20 protein-coding genes and 1 tRNA gene are annotated in these 17,645 nt (G+C 69.1%); 17 read left to right on the top strand and 4 right to left on the bottom strand.

Annotated features, from left to right (window positions below; genetic code table 11):
* Positions 1–7: 7 nt before the first annotated feature.
* Together BM349_RS11050 and BM349_RS11045 are read left to right on the top strand one after the other, a co-directional pair.
* On the top strand, positions 8–589 hold the full coding sequence (locus tag BM349_RS11050; protein WP_091706890.1) for an RNA polymerase sigma factor: 582 nt from the start codon (positions 8–10) through the stop codon (positions 587–589).
* Entirely contained in the window at positions 576–1,271 is a 696-nt protein-coding gene (locus tag BM349_RS11045; RefSeq protein WP_091706889.1) for an anti-sigma factor, read from the top strand. The genes BM349_RS11050 and BM349_RS11045 overlap by 14 nt, the downstream gene beginning before the upstream one ends.
* Before the next feature lie 15 nt (positions 1,272–1,286).
* Here BM349_RS11045 and BM349_RS11040 read toward each other — a convergent pair whose 3' ends face one another.
* On the bottom strand, positions 1,287–1,859 hold the full coding sequence (locus tag BM349_RS11040; RefSeq protein WP_091706888.1) for a hypothetical protein: 573 nt from the start codon (positions 1,857–1,859) through the stop codon (positions 1,287–1,289).
* Positions 1,856–2,704: an inositol monophosphatase family protein gene (locus tag BM349_RS11035; RefSeq protein WP_091706887.1), complete on the bottom strand. Its 849-nt coding sequence runs from the start codon at positions 2,702–2,704 to the stop codon at positions 1,856–1,858. The genes BM349_RS11040 and BM349_RS11035 overlap by 4 nt, the downstream gene beginning before the upstream one ends.
* Positions 2,705–2,797: 93 nt before the next feature.
* Here BM349_RS11035 and BM349_RS11030 point away from each other — a divergent pair.
* From BM349_RS11030 to BM349_RS11015, 4 genes are all read left to right on the top strand, one after another.
* Positions 2,798–2,873, top strand: a tRNA-Lys gene (locus BM349_RS11030).
* On the top strand, positions 2,873–3,436 hold the full coding sequence (locus BM349_RS11025) for a ribonuclease H family protein (protein ID WP_091706886.1): 564 nt from the start codon (positions 2,873–2,875) through the stop codon (positions 3,434–3,436). The genes BM349_RS11030 and BM349_RS11025 overlap by 1 nt, the downstream gene beginning before the upstream one ends.
* Positions 3,437–3,474: 38 nt before the next feature.
* On the top strand, positions 3,475–4,227 hold the full coding sequence (locus BM349_RS11020; RefSeq protein ID WP_091706885.1) for a 3-hydroxybutyrate dehydrogenase: 753 nt from the start codon (positions 3,475–3,477) through the stop codon (positions 4,225–4,227).
* Positions 4,224–5,126, top strand: a complete 903-nt coding sequence (locus tag BM349_RS11015; RefSeq protein ID WP_091707262.1) for an alpha/beta hydrolase — start codon at positions 4,224–4,226, stop codon at positions 5,124–5,126. The genes BM349_RS11020 and BM349_RS11015 overlap by 4 nt, the downstream gene beginning before the upstream one ends.
* Positions 5,127–5,129: 3 nt before the next feature.
* Here BM349_RS11015 and BM349_RS11010 read toward each other — a convergent pair whose 3' ends face one another.
* A complete protein-coding gene (locus BM349_RS11010) occupies positions 5,130–5,921 on the bottom strand; it encodes an IclR family transcriptional regulator (RefSeq protein WP_091706884.1) in 792 nt (263 codons plus the stop codon).
* A gap of 110 nt (positions 5,922–6,031) precedes the next feature.
* Here BM349_RS11010 and BM349_RS11005 point away from each other — a divergent pair, with 110 nt between their 5' ends.
* The 4 genes from BM349_RS11005 to BM349_RS10990 are packed head-to-tail and all read left to right on the top strand — an operon-like array spanning position 6,032 to position 9,160.
* On the top strand, positions 6,032–6,814 hold the full coding sequence (locus BM349_RS11005; protein WP_091706883.1) for a CoA transferase subunit A: 783 nt from the start codon (positions 6,032–6,034) through the stop codon (positions 6,812–6,814).
* Positions 6,811–7,464, top strand: coding sequence for a 3-oxoacid CoA-transferase subunit B (locus BM349_RS11000; RefSeq protein ID WP_175525268.1), 654 nt, complete (start codon positions 6,811–6,813; stop codon positions 7,462–7,464). The genes BM349_RS11005 and BM349_RS11000 overlap by 4 nt, the downstream gene beginning before the upstream one ends.
* Positions 7,461–8,645, top strand: coding sequence for an acetyl-CoA C-acetyltransferase (locus tag BM349_RS10995; RefSeq protein WP_091706882.1), 1,185 nt, complete (start codon positions 7,461–7,463; stop codon positions 8,643–8,645). Before BM349_RS11000 ends, BM349_RS10995 begins: the two co-directional genes overlap by 4 nt.
* A 47-nt stretch (positions 8,646–8,692) precedes the next feature.
* Positions 8,693–9,160, top strand: coding sequence for a GNAT family N-acetyltransferase (locus tag BM349_RS10990; protein ID WP_091706881.1), 468 nt, complete (start codon positions 8,693–8,695; stop codon positions 9,158–9,160).
* Here BM349_RS10990 and BM349_RS10985 read toward each other — a convergent pair.
* A complete protein-coding gene (locus BM349_RS10985) occupies positions 9,138–9,392 on the bottom strand; it encodes a hypothetical protein (protein WP_091706880.1) in 255 nt (84 codons plus the stop codon). The genes BM349_RS10990 and BM349_RS10985 overlap by 23 nt on opposite strands.
* An 80-nt stretch (positions 9,393–9,472) precedes the next feature.
* Here BM349_RS10985 and BM349_RS10980 point away from each other — a divergent pair, with 80 nt between their 5' ends.
* The 7 genes from BM349_RS10980 (at position 9,473) to BM349_RS10950 (ending at position 17,565) form a co-directional block, all read left to right on the top strand.
* Positions 9,473–10,891 carry an alpha,alpha-trehalose-phosphate synthase (UDP-forming) gene (locus BM349_RS10980; protein WP_091706879.1) on the top strand — a complete coding sequence of 473 codons (1,419 nt, stop codon included), beginning with the start codon at positions 9,473–9,475 and terminating at the stop codon, positions 10,889–10,891.
* Positions 10,888–11,685: a trehalose-phosphatase gene (gene otsB / locus BM349_RS10975; protein WP_091706878.1), complete on the top strand. Its 798-nt coding sequence runs from the start codon at positions 10,888–10,890 to the stop codon at positions 11,683–11,685. Before BM349_RS10980 ends, otsB begins: the two co-directional genes overlap by 4 nt.
* 44 nt (positions 11,686–11,729) lie before the next feature.
* Complete coding sequence (ilvD, locus tag BM349_RS10970; RefSeq protein ID WP_091706877.1) at positions 11,730–13,436, top strand: dihydroxy-acid dehydratase; 1,707 nt, start codon at positions 11,730–11,732, stop codon at positions 13,434–13,436.
* Between the two features lie 44 nt (positions 13,437–13,480).
* Positions 13,481–15,283, top strand: coding sequence for an acetolactate synthase large subunit (locus BM349_RS10965; protein WP_091706876.1), 1,803 nt, complete (start codon positions 13,481–13,483; stop codon positions 15,281–15,283).
* A 3-nt stretch (positions 15,284–15,286) separates the two neighbouring features.
* A complete protein-coding gene (ilvN, locus tag BM349_RS10960; RefSeq protein WP_091706875.1) occupies positions 15,287–15,796 on the top strand; it encodes an acetolactate synthase small subunit in 510 nt (169 codons plus the stop codon).
* Positions 15,797–15,838: 42 nt separating this feature from the next.
* Positions 15,839–16,864 (top strand): ketol-acid reductoisomerase, encoded by a 1,026-nt coding sequence (ilvC, locus tag BM349_RS10955; protein WP_091706874.1) that lies wholly within the window; start codon positions 15,839–15,841, stop codon positions 16,862–16,864.
* Between the two features lie 227 nt (positions 16,865–17,091).
* Positions 17,092–17,565 (top strand): hypothetical protein, encoded by a 474-nt coding sequence (locus BM349_RS10950; RefSeq protein WP_091706873.1) that lies wholly within the window; start codon positions 17,092–17,094, stop codon positions 17,563–17,565.
* Positions 17,566–17,645 lie beyond the last annotated feature (80 nt).

Raw genomic sequence — 17,645 nt, 5'->3', positions numbered from 1 at the left:
TGAGCGCGTGAGCCGAGGTGAGCAGGGCGCACAACGGGCGGAACACGACGAGGAAGCCTCGTGGGACGCGCGCTTCATCGCGGGCGACGAGCGCGCGCTCGAGCACGCGTACCGGCGCTGGTCGCCGGTCGTGTTCACCCTCGCCCTCCGATCGCTCGGCGATCGGACCGACGCCGAGGACGTGACGCAGAAGACGTTCGTCTCGGCGTGGACCTCCCGCGCCAACTTCGACCCGAACCGGGCCCGCCTCTCGACCTGGCTGGTCGCGATCGCCAAGCGCCGGATCGCCGACACCCACGAGGCGCGCACCCGCATCCGCGCGCTGCAGCAGCAACTGCAGCGCGTCACGCGGCCGGACGACCTCGTCACGCCCGAGGTCGATCTCGGCGAGACCCTGCTGGTCGCCCAGGAGATCGAACGACTGGAACCCGATGCACGGCAGGTCATGAAACTCGCATTCTTCGACGATCTCACCCATCAGGAGATCTCCCGCAGACTCGACATGCCGCTCGGCACCGTCAAGAGCCATATCCGACGAAGTCTGGAGCGGATGCGCACGCGACTGGAGGTGACACATGCCGCACATTGATCCTGAGCGCCTGGCGCTCCTTGCGCTGGGGGAGCCGGATTCCGCGCCCGCCGAATCGGAGCACCTCGCCGACTGCGCGGCATGCATCGACGAGCTCACGGCGCTGCGTCACGCAGCCGTCGCGGGCCGCGCGAGCATGGACATCGGCGAGCTCGAATCACCGCCTGCGGCCGTCTGGGACCGCATCGCGGAGGAGCTCTCTCTAGGCGGCGCCCCGACGCCACCGGATGCCGCCCCGGAACGCCCGCGGCGCGCATGGCGGATCTGGGCACTCGCGGCGTCGCTCGTGCTCGTCGCCGGTGTCGGCCTCGGCGTGTGGGCCGTCAGTCAGCGCGTCGCGCCCACCGAGATCGCCGAGGCGGAGCTGCAGCCGTTCCCGGATCACCCGAACGCCGAGGGCACCGCGATCGTCGAGGAGCAGCCAGACGGCACCCTCGCCGTGCACGTCGCGCTGAGCGCGGATGCCGCCCCCGACACGTTCCGCGAAGTGTGGCTGATCACCGCAGACGCGTCGGCGCTGGTCAGCCTGGGTGTGCTCGACGGGAAGGAGCAGACCTTCGCCGTCCCCGCCGGTGTCGACCTGCGTGACTACGTGCTCGTGGACGTCTCCCAGGAGCCAGACGACGGCGACCCGGATCACTCCGGCGATTCGATCGTCCGGGGCGAACTCACGTTCCTCTAGCGAACGGGTTCCCGGTCAGGGGGACGGCCACACCACGAGCAGCAGCCCCTGCTTCGTGTCCGCGTACTTCACCCAGCCGTCGCCGAACAGATACGTCAGGCCGTACCCGTCGGCATCCGTCGCGACCGTGGTGTCGGCGCTCTCGGTGACGATGACGCCCGCCGAGACATCCTCCTTGCGCCATCCCATCGCGACCAGCTGCGCCTGGGCATCGGCGGCATCCTCCGCCGAGATCGGCGCCCATCCGTAGATCTGCACATGGTCGGTCGCGGTGCTGAAGTCGCCCCAGATGCACTGGACGCCTCCGGCGATCTCCGTCGCGCCGATCCGGAAGGATTCGGCGCGTGCGGTCCAGCCCACGCTTTCGAAATCCTCCACCGTCGAGGCGGGGATGATCGTCTCGCAGGTCGGGTCGCCGGCCGGCTCGGCCGACTGCGTGACCTCCGGGGTCGGCTGCGGCGATGTCGCCACCGGCGTCGGAGTCTCGGGGCCGTCGGGCGTGCCGGGCGCGCCGGTGCAGCCGGTGGCGACGAGCAGCGTCGCCGCGATCACGACCGATGCGCCGAAAAGCGTGAGTGCGCGCGTCATCGCGTCGTCTCCGTCTCGCCTGTCGGGCGCAGGAGGTCGAGGAAGGCCTCGTGCAGGCTGCCGTTCGTGGCGAGCGACGATCGCTCGGCGAGCGAGTCGTTCCCGTCGAATGAGGTGAACCGTCCGCCTGCCTCCGTGATGATCGGCACCAGCGCGGCGATGTCGTACTCCTTGACGCCGAACTCGGCGACGAACTCGAGCCGGCCCTCGGCGAGCAGCATGTACGGCCAGGTGTCGCCGTAGCCGCGGTCGCGCCACACCGCCCGGGACAGCCGGATGACGGCATCCAGCCGGCCGGCCTCGTCCCACTGGCTGATGCTCTGGAAGCTCGCGCTCGCCTCCGCGATGGAGTCGATCGATGACACCGACAGCCGGGCGGGGGTCCCGCCCGGGGTGTTCGTCCATGCTCCGAGGCCGGTCGCGGCCCACCAGCGCCGGCCGAGCGCAGGCTGGCTGGCCACCCCGACACGCGGGACGCCGTCGATCGAGAGGGCGATGAGGGTGGTCCACATCGGGATGCCCTTGAGGTAGTTCGCGGTGCCGTCGATCGGGTCGATGATCCACTGCCGCGAGGAGTTCCCCGTGACGCCGAACTCCTCGCCGAACACGCCGTCTTCGGGACGCTCCGCCTCCACGATCGCGCGGATGGCGCGCTCGGTCGCCAGGTCGGCCTCGGTCACGTGCGTCGCGTCGGACTTGAGCTGCACATCGAGGTCGGCGGCGTCGAAGCGGGCCATGGATGCCGCGTCCGCAGCATCCGCCAGTCGCAGTGCGAGCGCCAGATCTGCCCGCAGATCGCCCTCGAAAGGCGCGCGGAAGGACACCGGGAGTGAGGGGGAGGTCACCTGTCAAGGATAACCGGGGCGATGCCGGCTCGATTTCCCGGTGACGTGATCGTGATGGTAACGTTTACCCTCGGTTCGCCCATCGTGAACCATGCACCTCTAGCTCAATCGGCAGAGCAACTGACTCTTAATCAGTGGGTTCAGGGTTCAAGTCCCTGGGGGTGCACCATGAGCACATACACCGTCGCGACGGACGGCGCGTGCATGCGGAATCCCGGCCCGGCCGGCTGGGCGTGGGTCGGCGAAGACGGCCGCTGGGCCGCGGGTTCGCTGGTGGCGGGCACGAACAACATCGGCGAGCTGCTGGCCGTGCTGTACGCGATCCGCGACAACGCCGAGGTCGATGATCTGCTGATCCAGGCGGACTCGATGTACGCGATCAACTCCTACCGCACGTGGATGGATGCCCACTCGCGCCGCGGCTGGAAGACGAGCACCGGCGCGCCCACGAAGAACGCCGACATCCTCGCGGCTCTGATGGATGCGCGGGACGCCCGGCGAGCCGCCGGTCTGCCCGACGTCACGTTCGAGCACGTGAAGGGCCATGCCGGGCATCGTCTGAACGGCTGGGCGGACGAGCGCGCGGTCCGGGCCTCGCATCACGGCGACCGCGGGCTCGCCGCGATCTGGTCCAGCGATCGCGGCCAGGAGCGCATCGACGTGACGGTCGACGCGCCCAAGGCGGGCGAGGACAAGCCTTCGCGCACGCGCCGATCCGCGTCTCCCACGTGATTCGATAGGTCCAGCGCAGTCGACCGAGGAGAAGACCGATGACCGAACAGGACCTCGCGGGCAAGCGCGCACTCGTCACCGGGGGAGCCAGCGGGATCGGACTCGCCTGCGTGCGCGAGTTCGCCTCGCGCGGCGCGCACATCGTGGTCGCCGACCACCACGTCTATCTGACCGAGTCCATCGCCGACGAGGTCGGAGGCGATGCGTGGCTGGTCGACCTGGCGGACACCGCCTCCTTGGAGGACATCTCGCTGGACGTCGACATCCTGGTCAACAACGTCGGCATCCAGCACGTCAGTCCGATCGACGAATTCGACCCCGAGACCTTCCGCCTCATGCTCCGCCTGATGGTCGAATCGCCCTTCCTCCTGCTGCGGGCGGTGCTGCCCGGGATGTACCGGCGCGGCTGGGGACGTGTGGTCAACATGTCCAGCGCGCACGGCCTGCGCGCGAGCGCGTTCAAGTCCGCCTATGTCACCGCCAAGCACGCGTTGGAGGGACTGTCGAAGGTCACCGCGCTCGAGGGTGCGGCGCACGGTGTGACGAGCAACTGCGTCAACCCGTCGTATGTGCGCACGCCGCTGGTCGAGCATCAGATCGCCGACCAGGCGCGCGTGCACGGCATCCCCGAGGAGGAGGTCCTCGAAAAGGTGCTCCTGACCGAGAACGCGATCAAGCGGCTCATCGAGCCCGAAGAGGTCGCGTCGCTCGTCGGCTGGCTCGTCTCCGACAGGGCCGGCATGGTCACCGGCGCGTCGTACACGATGGACGGCGGGTGGACGGCCCGGTGACCGACCCCACCGCCCGCTACCGCACAGTCGATGTGCCCGTGGCCGGAGGAGACCTGCGCGTCGGAGTGTGGGACGCGCCGACGGATGCCGCCCCCTCGGTGCTGCTGATCCACGGGGTGACGGCATCCCACCTGTCCTGGCCGTTCGTGGCCGATCGGCTGCCGGACGCCCAGGTCATCGCACCCGATCTCGGCGGTCGCGGACGCAGCAACGCCCTGGTCGGGCCGGCAGGGCTCGCGGCGCACGCACACGATCTCGTCGCCGTGCTCGATGCCCTGGAGGTCGACAACGCGATCGTCGTCGGCCACTCGATGGGCGCGTTCGTCGCACTGGTGCTGGCCGACCTGCAACCCGAGCGCGTCTCGCGTGTCGTGCTCGTGGACGGCGGACTTCCGCTGGATCTGCCCGAGGGGCTGTCCACCGACGAGATCATCCGGCTCGTCCTCGGGCCGACCGCCGAACGCCTTGCGATGCGATTCGCCTCCGGGGACGACTATCTCGACTTCTGGCGCGGCCATCCCGCCTTCCGGCGGGACTGGACGCCGGAGCTCGAGCGGTACCTCGCGTACGACCTCGTCGGCGACGAGCCCGAGCTGCGTCCGGCGACGAGCTACGCCACCCTCGTGGAGGACTCGGTGGACCAGAACAGCGGCACGGCCATCGCCGACGCGCTGGATCGATTGCCTCGCCCGACAGTGCTGCTGACCGCAGCGCGCGGACTGCTCGACCAGGTGCCGCCGCTGTATGCGGAGGAACGGCTGCCCGGGCTGCTCGCGGCGCATCCCGGACTCGGGCACGTCCCGGTCGCCGACGTGAACCACTACACCATCGTCCTCTCGGCGCGCGGTGCGGACGCCGTCGCCGCGGTCGTGCACGAGCAGCCTGCCGCACTCGGCTAGGCGTCACCGATGGGTCGCGGCCACCCGCGTCGTCAGCTGGTGCGCATGGGCCAGAAGGGTGCGTCCGAGGTCCGAGAGCCGGTCGGCCCCGAAACGGAATTCGACCCCGGTCAGGCTCAGCGCCCACTGCGGATGCCCGTCGCGACTGAACACGGCCGCACCGAGCCCGAAACTGCCCTCGACGATGAGTCCGGGGTTGAGCGCGTACCCGCGGGCCTGGGTCTCGCGCAGGCGGGCGCGCAGCCGCTGCTCGCCGTGCGCGGCACCCCACTGCTCCGACAGATCGGGATGCCGCTCGAAGTACGCGTCCACATCGTGAGGTGGGAGGAACGCAAGGATCGCGAGCCCCGCCGACGCCACGCCGAGCGGGAAGCGCACGCCCTCCGACAGCACGAACGAGCGGATCGGGAAGCTCCCCTCCTCCCGCAGCAGGCACACCGTCTCGTCGCCGCGGCGCACCGAGAGGAACGCGCTCTCCTCCGTTCGCACGGCGAGTGATCGCACGATGTCGCGCGCGATCCCGGTGATGTCGTAGCGGGATGCCGCAACCGTGCCCATCAAGTAGAGCTCCGGCCCAGGCATCCACCGGCCGCTGCGCTCGTCCTGATCGACGAGCCCCTCACGGTGGAGCGCGGCGAGCAGGCGATGCGCGGTGGGGCGGGTGAGATCGGCTCGTCTGGCGAGGTCGGCGACGCTGAGGCCGTCGTCGCCCGCGGTCGTCACGAGCCGCAGGAGGCGGGCCGCGCGGGCCACGGACTGGGCGCCGGGCACGGAGCGTTCGCGGGCAGTGTCCACGATATGGACACTAGACCTCCTGTGATCCACATGGCAACGGCAGCGGTGCAGGTTCGCCGCGGCGCGCGCAGGATGGAGGCACAGATCCACTCAGACACAGGAGTCCTCACGTGATCGACAAGACGTACGCGTCCGCCGCCGAGGCCGTGGCCGACATCCCCGACGGAGCTTCGCTCGCCGTCGGCGGGTTCGGGCTGTCCGGCAACCCGACCGCGCTGATCGAGGCGCTGCTCGCGCAGGGGACGACCGACCTCAGCATCGTGAGCAACAACTGCGGCGTCGACGACTGGGGGCTCGGCATCCTGCTGAACGCGAAGCGCATCCGGAAGATGACCTCGTCGTACGTCGGCGAGAACAAGGAGTTCGAGCGCCAGTTCCTCTCCGGCGAGCTCGAGCTCGAGCTCACCCCGCAGGGCACGCTCGCCGAGAAGCTTCGCGCCGGCGGTTCGGGCATCGGCGCCTTCTTCACCCAGACGGGCGTCGGGACGCAGGTCGCCGAGGGCGGACTGCCGCGCCGCTACGACGGCGAGGGCGGCGTCGCGATCGCGTCGCCGGTCAAGGAGACCCGCACGCTCGAAGTCTCCGGAGCGCCGCGCGAGTACGTGCTCGAGGAGGCGATCGTGACCGACTTCTCCCTCGTACACGCGCTGAAGGGCGACCGCTACGGCAACCTCATCTTCAACAAGGCCGCCCGCAACTTCAACCCGCTCGCGGCGATGGCGGGTCGCATCTGCATCGCGCAGGTCGAGGAGCTCGTCGAACCCGGCGAACTCGATCCAGACTGCGTCCACCTGCCCGGGATCTACGTCCACCGCATCATCGAGGTCGGTCGCGACATCGAGAAGCGCATCGAGCGACGCACGGTCACCACCACGGAAGGGAACCGATCATGACACTGACGCGCCACGAGATGGCCGCGCGCGCGGCTGCCGAGCTCGCCGACGGCTCGTACGTCAACCTCGGCATCGGCATCCCGACCCTCGTCCCCAGCAACCTGCCCCCGGGCGTGCGGGTGACCCTGCAGTCCGAGAACGGCATCCTCGGCGTGGGTCCCTACCCGACCGAGGAGAACGTCGACCCCGACCTGATCAATGCGGGCAAGGAGACCGTCACGACTCTGCCGGGCGCCGCGTTCTTCGACTCCGCGACGAGCTTCGGCATGATCCGCGGCGGCAAGATCGACGCAGCGATCCTCGGAGCGATGCAGGTCTCGGCATCCGGCGACATCGCGAACTGGATGATCCCCGGAAAGATGGTCAAGGGCCCGGGTGGCGCAATGGACCTCGTCCACGGCGCCGGGCGCGTGATCGTGCTCATGGAGCACGTCGCGCGCGACGGCTCCGCGAAGATCGTGAACGAATGCTCGCTTCCGCTCACCGGCAAGCGCGTGGTCCACCGCATCATCACCGACCTGGCGGTGATCGACGTGACGGATGCCGGACTCGTGCTGGTCGAGACGGCGCCTGGGGTCAGCGTCGACGAGGTCATCGCCGCGACGGAGCCGCCCCTCAAGATTTCGGACGAGCTTAAGGTGGGTGCATGAACATGGACGACGTCGTCATCGTGGCTGCGGCCCGCACTCCGCAGGGCCGGCTGAAGGGCCAGCTGTCCTCGCTCACGGCGGTGCAGCTCGGCAGCGCAGCGATCCGGGGCGCGCTCGCACAGGGCGGCATCGCCCCCGAATCGGTCGATGCGGTGCTGGTCGGCCAGGTGCTGCCCGCCGGGTCAGGGCAGAACCCCGCGCGTCAGGCCGCGGTCGGCGCCGGCATCCCGTGGGATGTGCACTCGTCATCGGTCAACAAGGTGTGCCTGTCGGGTCTGACGGCAATCATCGACGGTGCACGCATGATCGCGGTCGGCGACGCCACCGTCGTGGTGGCCGCCGGCATGGAGTCGATGACCCGGTCGCCGCACCTGCTCATGGGCTCGCGTGAGGGCTGGGCCTACGGCTCGATCGAGGTGCTCGACCACATGGCGTACGACGGACTGACCGACGCCTACGACCGCGAGAGCATGGGCGCCTCCACCGAGCGCCACAACGGGCGTCTCGAGGTCACCCGCGAGGCGCAGGACGCGGTCGCGGCGCGATCGCATCAGCGCGCCGCCGCCGCGACCGACGCGGGGGTCTTCGACGCCGAGATCGTCCCCGTCGAGATCCCGCAGCGCAAGGGCGACCCGCTCGTCGTGACGGTCGATGAGGGCATCCGCCCCGAGACCACAGTCGACACGCTCGGCACGCTGCGCTCGGCATTCGCGGAAGGCGGGTCGATCACCGCCGGCAACTCGTCGCAGATCTCGGACGGCGCATCCGCCGTGGTGCTCACTACACGCTCGCACGCCGACGAGAACGGCTGGCCCGTCCTCGCCGTCGTCGGCGCGTCCGGCCAGGTCGCCGGCCCCGACAACTCGCTGCACGCGCAGCCCGCCCGCGCGATCGAGAAGGCGTGCCGCAAGCAGGGCATCACGCCCGGCCAGCTCGACATCGTCGAGATCAACGAGGCGTTCGGGGCCGTCGTCGCGCGATCGCAGGTCGAATTGGGGCTCACCGACGACGTCGTGAACATCCACGGCGGCGGCATCGCGATCGGTCACCCGATCGGCGCGTCCGGCAACCGGCTCGTCGTGCACGCGGTCCACGAGCTGGTCCGCCGCGGTTCCGGCACCGCAGCCGTCGCGCTGTGCGGCGGTGGCGGTCAGGGCGACGCGCTCATCCTCACCCGCTGACGCCGCCACCGGGTGGGAGCGGCGGCTGCGGGTCTAGTCTCATCGGCATGACGACTCTCAGCCCTCTCACCGCGGATGATCACGATGACTGGCTCGCGCTCTGGTGGGCCTATCTGGAGTTCTACGAGACTGCACTGTCGACCGAGCAGACGGAACTGACATTCGCCCGCCTGGTGAGCGACGGCGACGCCGTGCACGGGGCGATCGCGCGAAACGACGCGGGCCACGCGATCGGCTTCGTCAACTGGCTGACCCACCCGTCGACATGGGCGGACGGACCGTACTGCTACCTCGAGGACCTGTACGTCCACCCCGGGGCCCGAGGCGGCGGCACCGGTGGTGCGCTGATCGCCTACGTGCGGGCGTGGGCCGAGCGGTCCGGGTGCGACAAGCTGTACTGGCTCACGCAGCGGAGCAATCACAAGGCCAGGGAGCTCTACGACCGGGTCGCTCAGGACACCGGCTTCATGCACTACGAGATCGATCTGGCGACTATTGCCGGAGACTTCGTCTGAAGATCTTCTCGGCCTTCGGCGCAATGGGCGAGTCGGTGTCGATGAGCTTGCCCATCGACGCGCGCCGGACATCCACGATGGTCCCGATGACGAGCGCGAGCGAGATTGCCCAGCTCAGCCACGCGAGGCCCACTCGCCAGGTGAATCGGTCCTCGCTGCGCAGTCCGCGCAGGAGCGTGATGCCGCCCATGACCGCCGTGATGAGCCCGGTGCCGAAGAGGTACTTGCGCATGCCGACAACGCTACCCCGAGCCATGGCCGTCGGTGCGGCGCTGTTAGCCTGGACGTTCCCCCGGCTGTCAGGAGTGCGCGTTGGACAAGGCCGATTTCGTCGTCGTCGCCAACCGGCTTCCGGTTGACCGCACTGTCGGCGCGGACGGCGAGGACGCGTGGCGGCGCTCCCCGGGAGGTCTGGTCACCGCGCTCGAGCCCGTCATGCAGAAGGCCGACGGAGCGTGGGTCGGGTGGACCGGCCAGCCCGATGTCGAGCTCGAGCCGTTCGAGTTCGAGGGGACGCTCCTCGTGCCGGTCAGGCTCAGCGCCGAGGACATCGAGCTGTACTACGAGGGCTTCTCGAACGACACGATCTGGCCGCTGTACCACGACGTGATCGCCGAGCCGCGGTACAGCCGCGTCTGGTGGGACGCCTATGTCCGCGTCAACCGCCGGTTCGCCGAGGCGGCCGCGGAGGCCGCATCGGATGGAGCGACGGTGTGGGTGCAGGACTACCAGCTGCAACTCGTGCCGCGGATGCTGCGAAACCTGCGCCCCGATCTCGTGATCGGCTACTTCCACCACATTCCCTTCCCGGCATACGGTCTCTACTCGCAGTTGCCGTGGCGACGCCAGGTGCTCGAAGGGCTCCTGGGTGCAGACGTGATCGGCTTCCAGCGCGTCGCGGATGCCGGCAACTTCGCCCGCGCCGTCCGGCGTCAGCTGCGGTACGACACCAAGGCGTCCGGCATCGCCGTCCCGAACTCCGACGGCACGACCCGACGCGCCCTCGCGAAGGCGTTCCCCATCTCGATCGACGCCTCCTCGTACATCGAGCTCGCGCGGCGCGAGGACGTGCAGGCGCGGGCCCGCCAGATCCGCGAGAGCCTCGGCAACCCTTCGCGGATCTTCCTCGGCGTCGACCGCCTGGACTACACCAAGGGCATCCGCCACCGCCTCAAGGCCTACGGTGAGCTGCTCACAGAGGGCAAGCTCAGCGTTCAGGACGTGACCCTCGTGCAGGTCGCCAGCCCGAGCCGCGAGCGGGTGGCCGCGTACGTGCAGCTGCGCGACGAGATCGAGCTGACCGTCGGGCGCATCGACGGCGACTTCGACACGATGGGCCACACCGCCATCCGCTACCTGCACCAGGCGTACCCCCGCGAGGAGATGGTCGCGCTGTTCCTCGCGGCCGACGTCATGCTCGTGACGGCTCTGCGCGACGGGATGAATCTGGTCGCCAAGGAGTACGTCGCCTCGCGCATCGACAACCGCGGCGTGCTGATCCTCAGCGAGTTCGCCGGCGCCGCCGACGAGCTGGGGACGGCGGTGCGCGTGAACCCGCACGACATCGAGGGCCTCAAAGAGGCCATGATGCGCGCGGTCGAGATGACGCCGGGGGAGCAGGGGCGGCGCATGCGCGCGGCGCGCCGCCGCGTCCTCGAGCACAGCGTCGAGGACTGGTCGCGCGAGTTCCTCGCGGCGCTCGCAGAGTTCCACCATGGGAGAAGCGCATGACCGCACCGACCGACGGCGAGACCCTCACCGAGAGCCTGGGGCGCATCGCGGCATCCGATCGCCTGCTGGTCGCGCTCGACTTCGACGGCACCCTGGCGCCGCTGGAGGACGAGCCGATGAACGCCCGCGCCCTGCCGGATGCCGCGGCCGCGGTCGCCGCACTGAGCGCGCTCGCCGACACGCCGGTCGCCTTCGTGTCCGGCCGCAGTCTGCACGATCTCCGGGAGATCGCCGAGCACGGCGACGACTCGCCCATCCACCTCGCCGGTTCGCACGGCGCCGAGTTCTGGGTACCGGGCGAAGGCGAGCTCGACACGCACGACGACGATGCCGCACACGCGCTGCGCGACGAGCTGCGCGACGCGATGACCGCGGAGCTCGGGGGTCTGGATGGCGTGTGGGTGGAGCCGAAGACGTTCGGGTTCGGCATCCACACCCGTGTCGCGTCGGACGAGGACGCCCGCTTCGCCCGCGATGCCGCCGACCGGCTCGTGGCCGAGCGCGCGCCGCACTGGCGCCGCCGCACCGGACACAACATCGTGGAGTACTCCTTCCGTCACGAGGGCAAGGACGCCGCCATCGCCGCGCTGCGCGAGCGCGTCGGCGCGACCGCTGTGCTGTTCGCGGGCGACGACGTCACGGATGAGGACGCCCTGGCGAGCCTGGGACCCGACGACCTCGGCATCCGCGTCGGAGAAGGGCGGACCGCCGCGTCCGTACGTGTGGGAAGCATCCAAGATCTGGCCGCCGCATTGAGTCTGCTGGCGAGGATGCGGGCCGCGGCGCGGGAGTAGGTGCCCCTCGGGAGCGAACCGCCGCGCGGGAATAGACTACGTGAATGTCTTCGCCCGATAACTCCATCGACATCAAACCTCGCAGCCGCGTCGTCACGGACGGCATCGAGGCGACCACGTCTCGCGGAATGCTCCGCGCGGTCGGGATGGGGGATGCGGACTGGGACAAGCCCCAGATCGGCATCGCGTCGAGCTGGAACGAGATCACGCCGTGCAACCTGAGCCTGGACCGGCTCGCCCAGGGGGCCAAGGAGGGCGTGCACTCGGGCGGCGGCTACCCGCTGCAGTTCGGCACGATCTCGGTCTCCGACGGCATCTCTATGGGCCACGAGGGCATGCACTTCTCGCTCGTCTCACGCGAGGTCATCGCCGATTCCGTGGAGACCGTCGTGATGGCCGAGCGCCTGGACGGCACGGTCCTGCTCGCCGGATGCGACAAGTCGATCCCCGGGATGCTGATGGCAAGCGCCCGCCTCGACCTGTCGAGCGTCTTCCTCTACGCCGGATCGATCGCTCCGGGCTGGGTCAAGCTCAGCGACGGCACCGAGAAGGACATCACGATCATCGACTCGTTCGAAGGCGTGGGAGCCTGCATGGCCGGCCGGATGACCGAGGCCGACCTCAAGCGCATCGAGTGCGCGTTTGCGCCGGGCGAGGGCGCGTGCGGCGGCATGTACACAGCCAACACGATGGCCTCCGTTGCCGAGGCGCTCGGACTCAGCCTCCCGGGATCGGCCGCCCCCGCAGCCGCGGACCGCCGTCGCGACTACTACGCGCACCGCTCGGGCGAAGCGGTGGTCAACCTCCTTCGCCTCGGCATCACGACGAGCGACATCCTGACCAAGGAGGCGTTCGAGAACGCGATCGCCCTCGCGATGGCGCTGGGCGGCTCCACGAACGTCGTGCTGCACCTGCTCGCGATCGCCCGCGAGGCGCAGGTGAACCTGACCCTGCACGACTTCAACCGCATCGGCGACAAGACGCCCCACATCGCCGACATGAAGCCCTTCGGCAAGTACGTCATGAACGACGTCGACCGCCACGGCGGCATCCCCGTCGTCATGAAGGCGATGCTCGACGAGGGTCTGCTGCACGGCGACGCGCTCACGGTCACCGGCAAGACCCTCGCCGAGAACCTCCGCGAGCTCGACCCCGACCCGGTGGACGGCGATGTGATCCACCGGCTCGACGACCCGATCCACGTGACCGGTGGCATCACGATCCTGCACGGCACCATCGCGCCCGAGGGCGCGGTCGTGAAGTCGGCGGGCTTCGATGCGAACGTGTTCGAGGGACCGGCCCGCGTGTTCGAGCGGGAGCGTGCCGCGATGGACGCGCTCGAGGCCGGTGAGATCTCCGCGGGCGATGTCGTCGTGATCCGCTACGAGGGCCCGAAGGGCGGCCCGGGCATGCGCGAGATGCTCGCGATCACCGCCGCCATCAAGGGCGCTGGCCTCGGAAAAGATGTACTACTCTTGACGGACGGCAGATTCTCAGGCGGCACAACCGGCCTGTGCATCGGCCACATAGCACCCGAAGCGGTGGACGCTGGTCCCATCGCCTTCGTGCGCGATGGTGATCTGATACGGGTCGATATCGCGGCTCGCACTCTCGACCTACTCGTCGACGAGGCTGAGCTGGGTTCCCGCCGCTCTGGCTGGGAGCCGCTTCCTCCGCGCTATACCCGTGGCGTTCTGGCCAAGTACTCCAAGCTCGTGCGCTCCGCAGCGGAGGGCGCGGTCACGGGTTGAGGCCTGCCCCCCAGTCATCGAACTCTCGACAGAGGATCACCATCATGCCCGCCGAATCAGCCACGGCCATCCCACGGCCTCCCGCTCGCACCGCCTCAGCGCCCGTGCTCACGGGTGCGCAGGCGGTCGTCCGTTCGCTCGAGCTGCTCGGCGTCACCGACGTCTTCGGGCTGCCGGGCGGAGCGATCCTGCCGGTGTACGACCCCCTCATGGACAGCACCGAGCTGCGTCACATTCTGGTGCGCCACGAGCAGGGCGCGGGCCACGCCGCCGAGGGTTATGCCGCGGCATCCAACAAGGTCGGCGTCGCGATCGCCACGTCCGGCCCCGGCGCCACCAACCTCGTGACGGCGATCGCCGACGCGTACATGGACTCCGTGCCGATCGTCTGCATCACCGGGCAGGTGTTCTCGAACCTGATGGGGACGGATGCCTTCCAGGAGGCCGACATCGTCGGCATCACGATGCCGATCACGAAGCACTCGTTCCTGGTCAAGCGCGCCGAGGACATCCCCGCGGCGATCGCGGCGGCCTTCGAGATCGCCGGCACCGGTCGGCCTGGCCCCGTGCTCGTCGACATCACGAAGGACGCACAGCAGGCCGAGGTGCCCTTCGTCTGGCCTCCCAAGATCGACCTGCCCGGCTACCGGCCGGTGACCAAGGCGCACGGCAAGCAGATCCAGGCGGCCGCGCAGCTGCTCGCCGAGGCCAAGAAGCCCGTGCTGTACGTCGGCGGCGGCGTGATCCGCGCGCAGGCGTCGCAGGAGCTGCTGACCCTCGCCGAGACCACCGGCGCTCCGGTCGTGACGACGCTGATGGCACGCGGCGCGTTCCCGGACTCGCATCAGCAGCACCTCGGCATGCCGGGGATGCACGGGACGGTCCCTGCTGTCCTGGCGCTGCAGGAGGCCGACCTCCTCATCTCGCTCGGGGCCCGGTTCGATGACCGTGTGACCGGCAAGGCGGCGCTGTTCGCCCCGCACGCCAAGGTCGTGCACGTCGACATCGATCCCGCGGAGATCGGCAAGATCCGCGCGGCGGAGGTGCCGATCGTGGGCGATCTGAAGGACGTGCTCGTCGACCTCGAGGCCGCCTTCCGCAACCAGATCGCGGGCAAGACGGTCGACACCGACGAGTGGTGGTCCTTCCTGGACGGCCTGCGCGACGAGTTCCCGCTCGGCTACTCGCAGCCGACCGACGGGCACATGTCGCCGCAGTACGTGATCTCGCGCATCGGCGAGCTGACCGGACCCGAAGGCATCTACGCCGCGGGAGTGGGCCAGCACCAGATGTGGGCGGCGCAGTTCATCAAGTACGAGCGGCCGAACGCCTGGCTGAACTCGGGCGGCGCTGGAACGATGGGCTACTCGGTGCCGGCCGCGATGGGTGCGAAGGTCGCCGAGCCCGACCGTCACGTCTGGGCGATCGACGGCGACGGATGCTTCCAGATGACCAATCAGGAGCTCGCCACCTGCTCGATCAACGGCATCCCCATCAAGGTGGCGATCATCAACAACTCGTCGCTGGGCATGGTCCGCCAATGGCAGAGCCTGTTCTACGACGGCCGCTATTCGCACACGGATCTCAACACCGGTCACGGCACGGTCCGCATCCCCGACTTCGTGAAGCTCGCGGAGGCGTACGGCTGCCTCGCGATCCGCGTCGAGAAGGAGGAGGACGTGGATGCCGCCATCACGCTCGCGCTCGAGACCAACGACCGACCGGTCGTGATCGACTTCGTGGTGAGCGCGGATGCGATGGTGTGGCCGATGGTCCCGCAGGGCGTCAGCAACAGCTACGTCCAGTACGCGCGAGACCACTCGCCGGCGTTCGATGAGGAGGCCTGAGCCATGTCGACTCACGTGCTGAGCCTCCTCGTGGAGGACAAGCCCGGTCTGCTCACCCGCGTCGCGGGGCTGTTCGCCCGCCGCGGCTTCAACATCGAATCCCTCGCGGTGGGCGTGACCGAGGTGCCCGGTCTGTCGCGCATCACGGTCGTCGTCGATGTCGACGAGCTGCCGCTCGAGCAGGTGACCAAGCAGCTGAACAAGCTCATCAACGTCATCAAGATCGTCGAGCTCGACAGGTCGTCATCGGTGCAGCGCGAGCACGTGCTCGTGAAGGTGCGCGCCGACAACGCCAGCCGATCGAATGTGCTCGAGGTCGTCAATCTCTTCCGTGGCTCGATCGTGGACTACGCGCCGGATGCGCTGGTCGTCGAAGTGACCGGCGACAAGGGCAAGGTCGACGCGTTCCTCCGCGCGCTCGAGCCGTTCGGCATCAAGGAGCTCGCCCAGTCCGGCCTGCTCGCGATCGGCCGTGGCGGCAAGAGCATCACCGAGCGCGTCCTGCGCGGCTGACCCAGATTCCCCAGAACCGAAAACAAGGAGAAACACACCACCATGGCCGAGATCTTCTACGACGCCGACGCAGACCTGTCGCTCATCCAGAGCAAGAAGGTCGCGATCGTCGGCTACGGCTCGCAGGGCCACGCCCATGCCCAGAACCTCCGCGACTCCGGTGTCGAGGTCGCCATCGCGCTCAAGGACGGCTCCAAGTCGACCGCGAAGGCCCAGGAGGACGGCTTCGAGGTCAAGAGCGTCGCGGACGCGACCGAGTGGGCCGACGTCATCATGATCCTCGCGCCCGACCAGCACCAGCGCGGCATCTACAACGAGAGCATCAAGGACAAGCTCACCCCGGGCAAGACCCTGGCCTTCGCACACGGCTTCAACATCCGCTTCGGCTACATCGACGCCCCCGAGGGTGTCGATGTGATCCTGGTTGCGCCGAAGGCGCCCGGACACACGGTGCGTCGCGAGTTCGTCGCGGGTCGCGGCATCCCCGACATCATCGCCGTGGAGCGGGACGCGTCGGGCACCGCGTGGGACCTCGCCAAGTCGTACGCGAAGGCGATCGGCGGCACGCGCGCCGGCGTCATCAAGACCACCTTCACCGAAGAGACCGAGACCGACCTGTTCGGCGAGCAGGCCGTGCTCTGCGGCGGCACGTCGCAGCTCGTGCAGTACGGGTTCGAGACGCTCATCGAGGCCGGCTACCAGCCGGAGATCGCCTACTTCGAGGTGCTCCACGAGCTCAAGCTCATCGTGGACCTGATGTGGGAGGGCGGCATTGCCAAGCAGCGCTGGTCGATCTCCGACACCGCCGAGTACGGCGACTACGTGTCGGGCCCGCGCGTCATCGACCCGCACGTCAAGGAGAACATGCAGGCCGTCCTCGGCGACATCCAGTCCGGAGCGTTCGCCAAGCGGTTCATCGCCGACCAGGATGCCGGCGCGCCCGAGTTCCTCGAGCTGCGCGAGAAGGGCGCCCACCACCCGATCGAGGCCACCGGCAAGGAGCTTCGCGCGCTGTTCGCGTGGAAGCAGACCGACACCGACTACGTCGAGGGTTCGGCCGCTCGCTGACCCTTCCGTCTTCGGGAGATCGCACGGGATTCTGACCGAATCCGCGTTATCTCCCGAGTCCCGTGCGCATCTGCGTGATGTCGCGGTACCACTGGGCCGCCCCCATAAGGGGCGGCCCTTCGTATCAATTCAGGACATTCCGGCTCCTCCCCAGTAGCCCGAATCAAAGCTGATCCGGGCAGAAAAGCCCAGGTCAACGGTGATCGGGGTAAACCCAGGAGGAAGCAATGAACGCCAATTCGAAGGGCCGGTCATCGAGCACCGCGTCCCGCATCTCGCGCGGCATCGGGGCTGCCGCACTCAGCACGGTTCTGATCGTCGGACTCGCGGGCTGCATGACCGGCCGCGCGCCCACGATCAGCGGGCCGGTCGTCGTCAACCGGAACGCTGAGGTTCCGGCGGGTGTCGACCTGTGGCAGCCGGCGGACCGCATCGCCGAGCAGCTGGCTCACCAGGCCGCCGTCGACACCGCGAACGCCGAACGCTTCGCCGGTGTCCCCGCAGATCGCGTCGCGGAGCAGCTGGCCCGCGAGACGCTCGGGGGCGGATCGACCGTCGTCGTGCAGCAGTCGGTGACGACTGCGCAGCACTTCCCGACGTGGACGGATCGCATCACCGCGCAGATCGAGTACCGGGCGGCACACCCCTACGCGGGGATGACGGCCGATCACATCGAGCGATTCCTGCTGCAGGCACGGTGAGCGGGTCGGTTCGGATCACGACGAAGATGCCCGGCTGATGGCGAAGGAGCCAGCCAGCCGGGCATCTTCGTGTTCCCGAA

Origin of the sequence: Microbacterium sp. cf046 (genome assembly GCF_900114345.1) — a bacterium.
Taxonomy (GTDB): Bacteria; Actinomycetota; Actinomycetes; order Actinomycetales; family Microbacteriaceae; genus Microbacterium.
The sequence above is the reverse complement of the archived record's forward strand: the minus strand, read 5'-3'. Positions and strand labels throughout refer to the sequence as shown.

Bases quoted from the DNA above. Each gene is read 5' to 3' on its own strand.
- BM349_RS10950 (WP_091706873.1), top strand. From the start codon at position 17,092: ATGAACGCCAATTCGAAGGGCCGGTCATCGAGCACCGCGTCCCGCATC.
- ilvD (WP_091706877.1), top strand. From the start codon at position 11,730: ATGTCTTCGCCCGATAACTCCATCGACATCAAACCTCGCAGCCGCGTC.
- BM349_RS11040 (WP_091706888.1), bottom strand. From the start codon at position 1,859: ATGACGCGCGCACTCACGCTTTTCGGCGCATCGGTCGTGATCGCGGCG.
- otsB (WP_091706878.1), top strand. From the start codon at position 10,888: ATGACCGCACCGACCGACGGCGAGACCCTCACCGAGAGCCTGGGGCGC.
- BM349_RS10995 (WP_091706882.1), top strand. From the start codon at position 7,461: ATGAACATGGACGACGTCGTCATCGTGGCTGCGGCCCGCACTCCGCAG.
- BM349_RS10965 (WP_091706876.1), top strand. From the start codon at position 13,481: ATGCCCGCCGAATCAGCCACGGCCATCCCACGGCCTCCCGCTCGCACC.
- BM349_RS11020 (WP_091706885.1), top strand. From the start codon at position 3,475: ATGACCGAACAGGACCTCGCGGGCAAGCGCGCACTCGTCACCGGGGGA.
- ilvN (WP_091706875.1), top strand. From the start codon at position 15,287: ATGTCGACTCACGTGCTGAGCCTCCTCGTGGAGGACAAGCCCGGTCTG.
- ilvC (WP_091706874.1), top strand. From the start codon at position 15,839: ATGGCCGAGATCTTCTACGACGCCGACGCAGACCTGTCGCTCATCCAG.
- BM349_RS11000 (WP_175525268.1), top strand. From the start codon at position 6,811: ATGACACTGACGCGCCACGAGATGGCCGCGCGCGCGGCTGCCGAGCTC.
- BM349_RS11025 (WP_091706886.1), top strand. From the start codon at position 2,873: ATGAGCACATACACCGTCGCGACGGACGGCGCGTGCATGCGGAATCCC.
- BM349_RS10985 (WP_091706880.1), bottom strand. From the start codon at position 9,392: ATGCGCAAGTACCTCTTCGGCACCGGGCTCATCACGGCGGTCATGGGC.
- BM349_RS10990 (WP_091706881.1), top strand. From the start codon at position 8,693: ATGACGACTCTCAGCCCTCTCACCGCGGATGATCACGATGACTGGCTC.
- BM349_RS11045 (WP_091706889.1), top strand. From the start codon at position 576: ATGCCGCACATTGATCCTGAGCGCCTGGCGCTCCTTGCGCTGGGGGAG.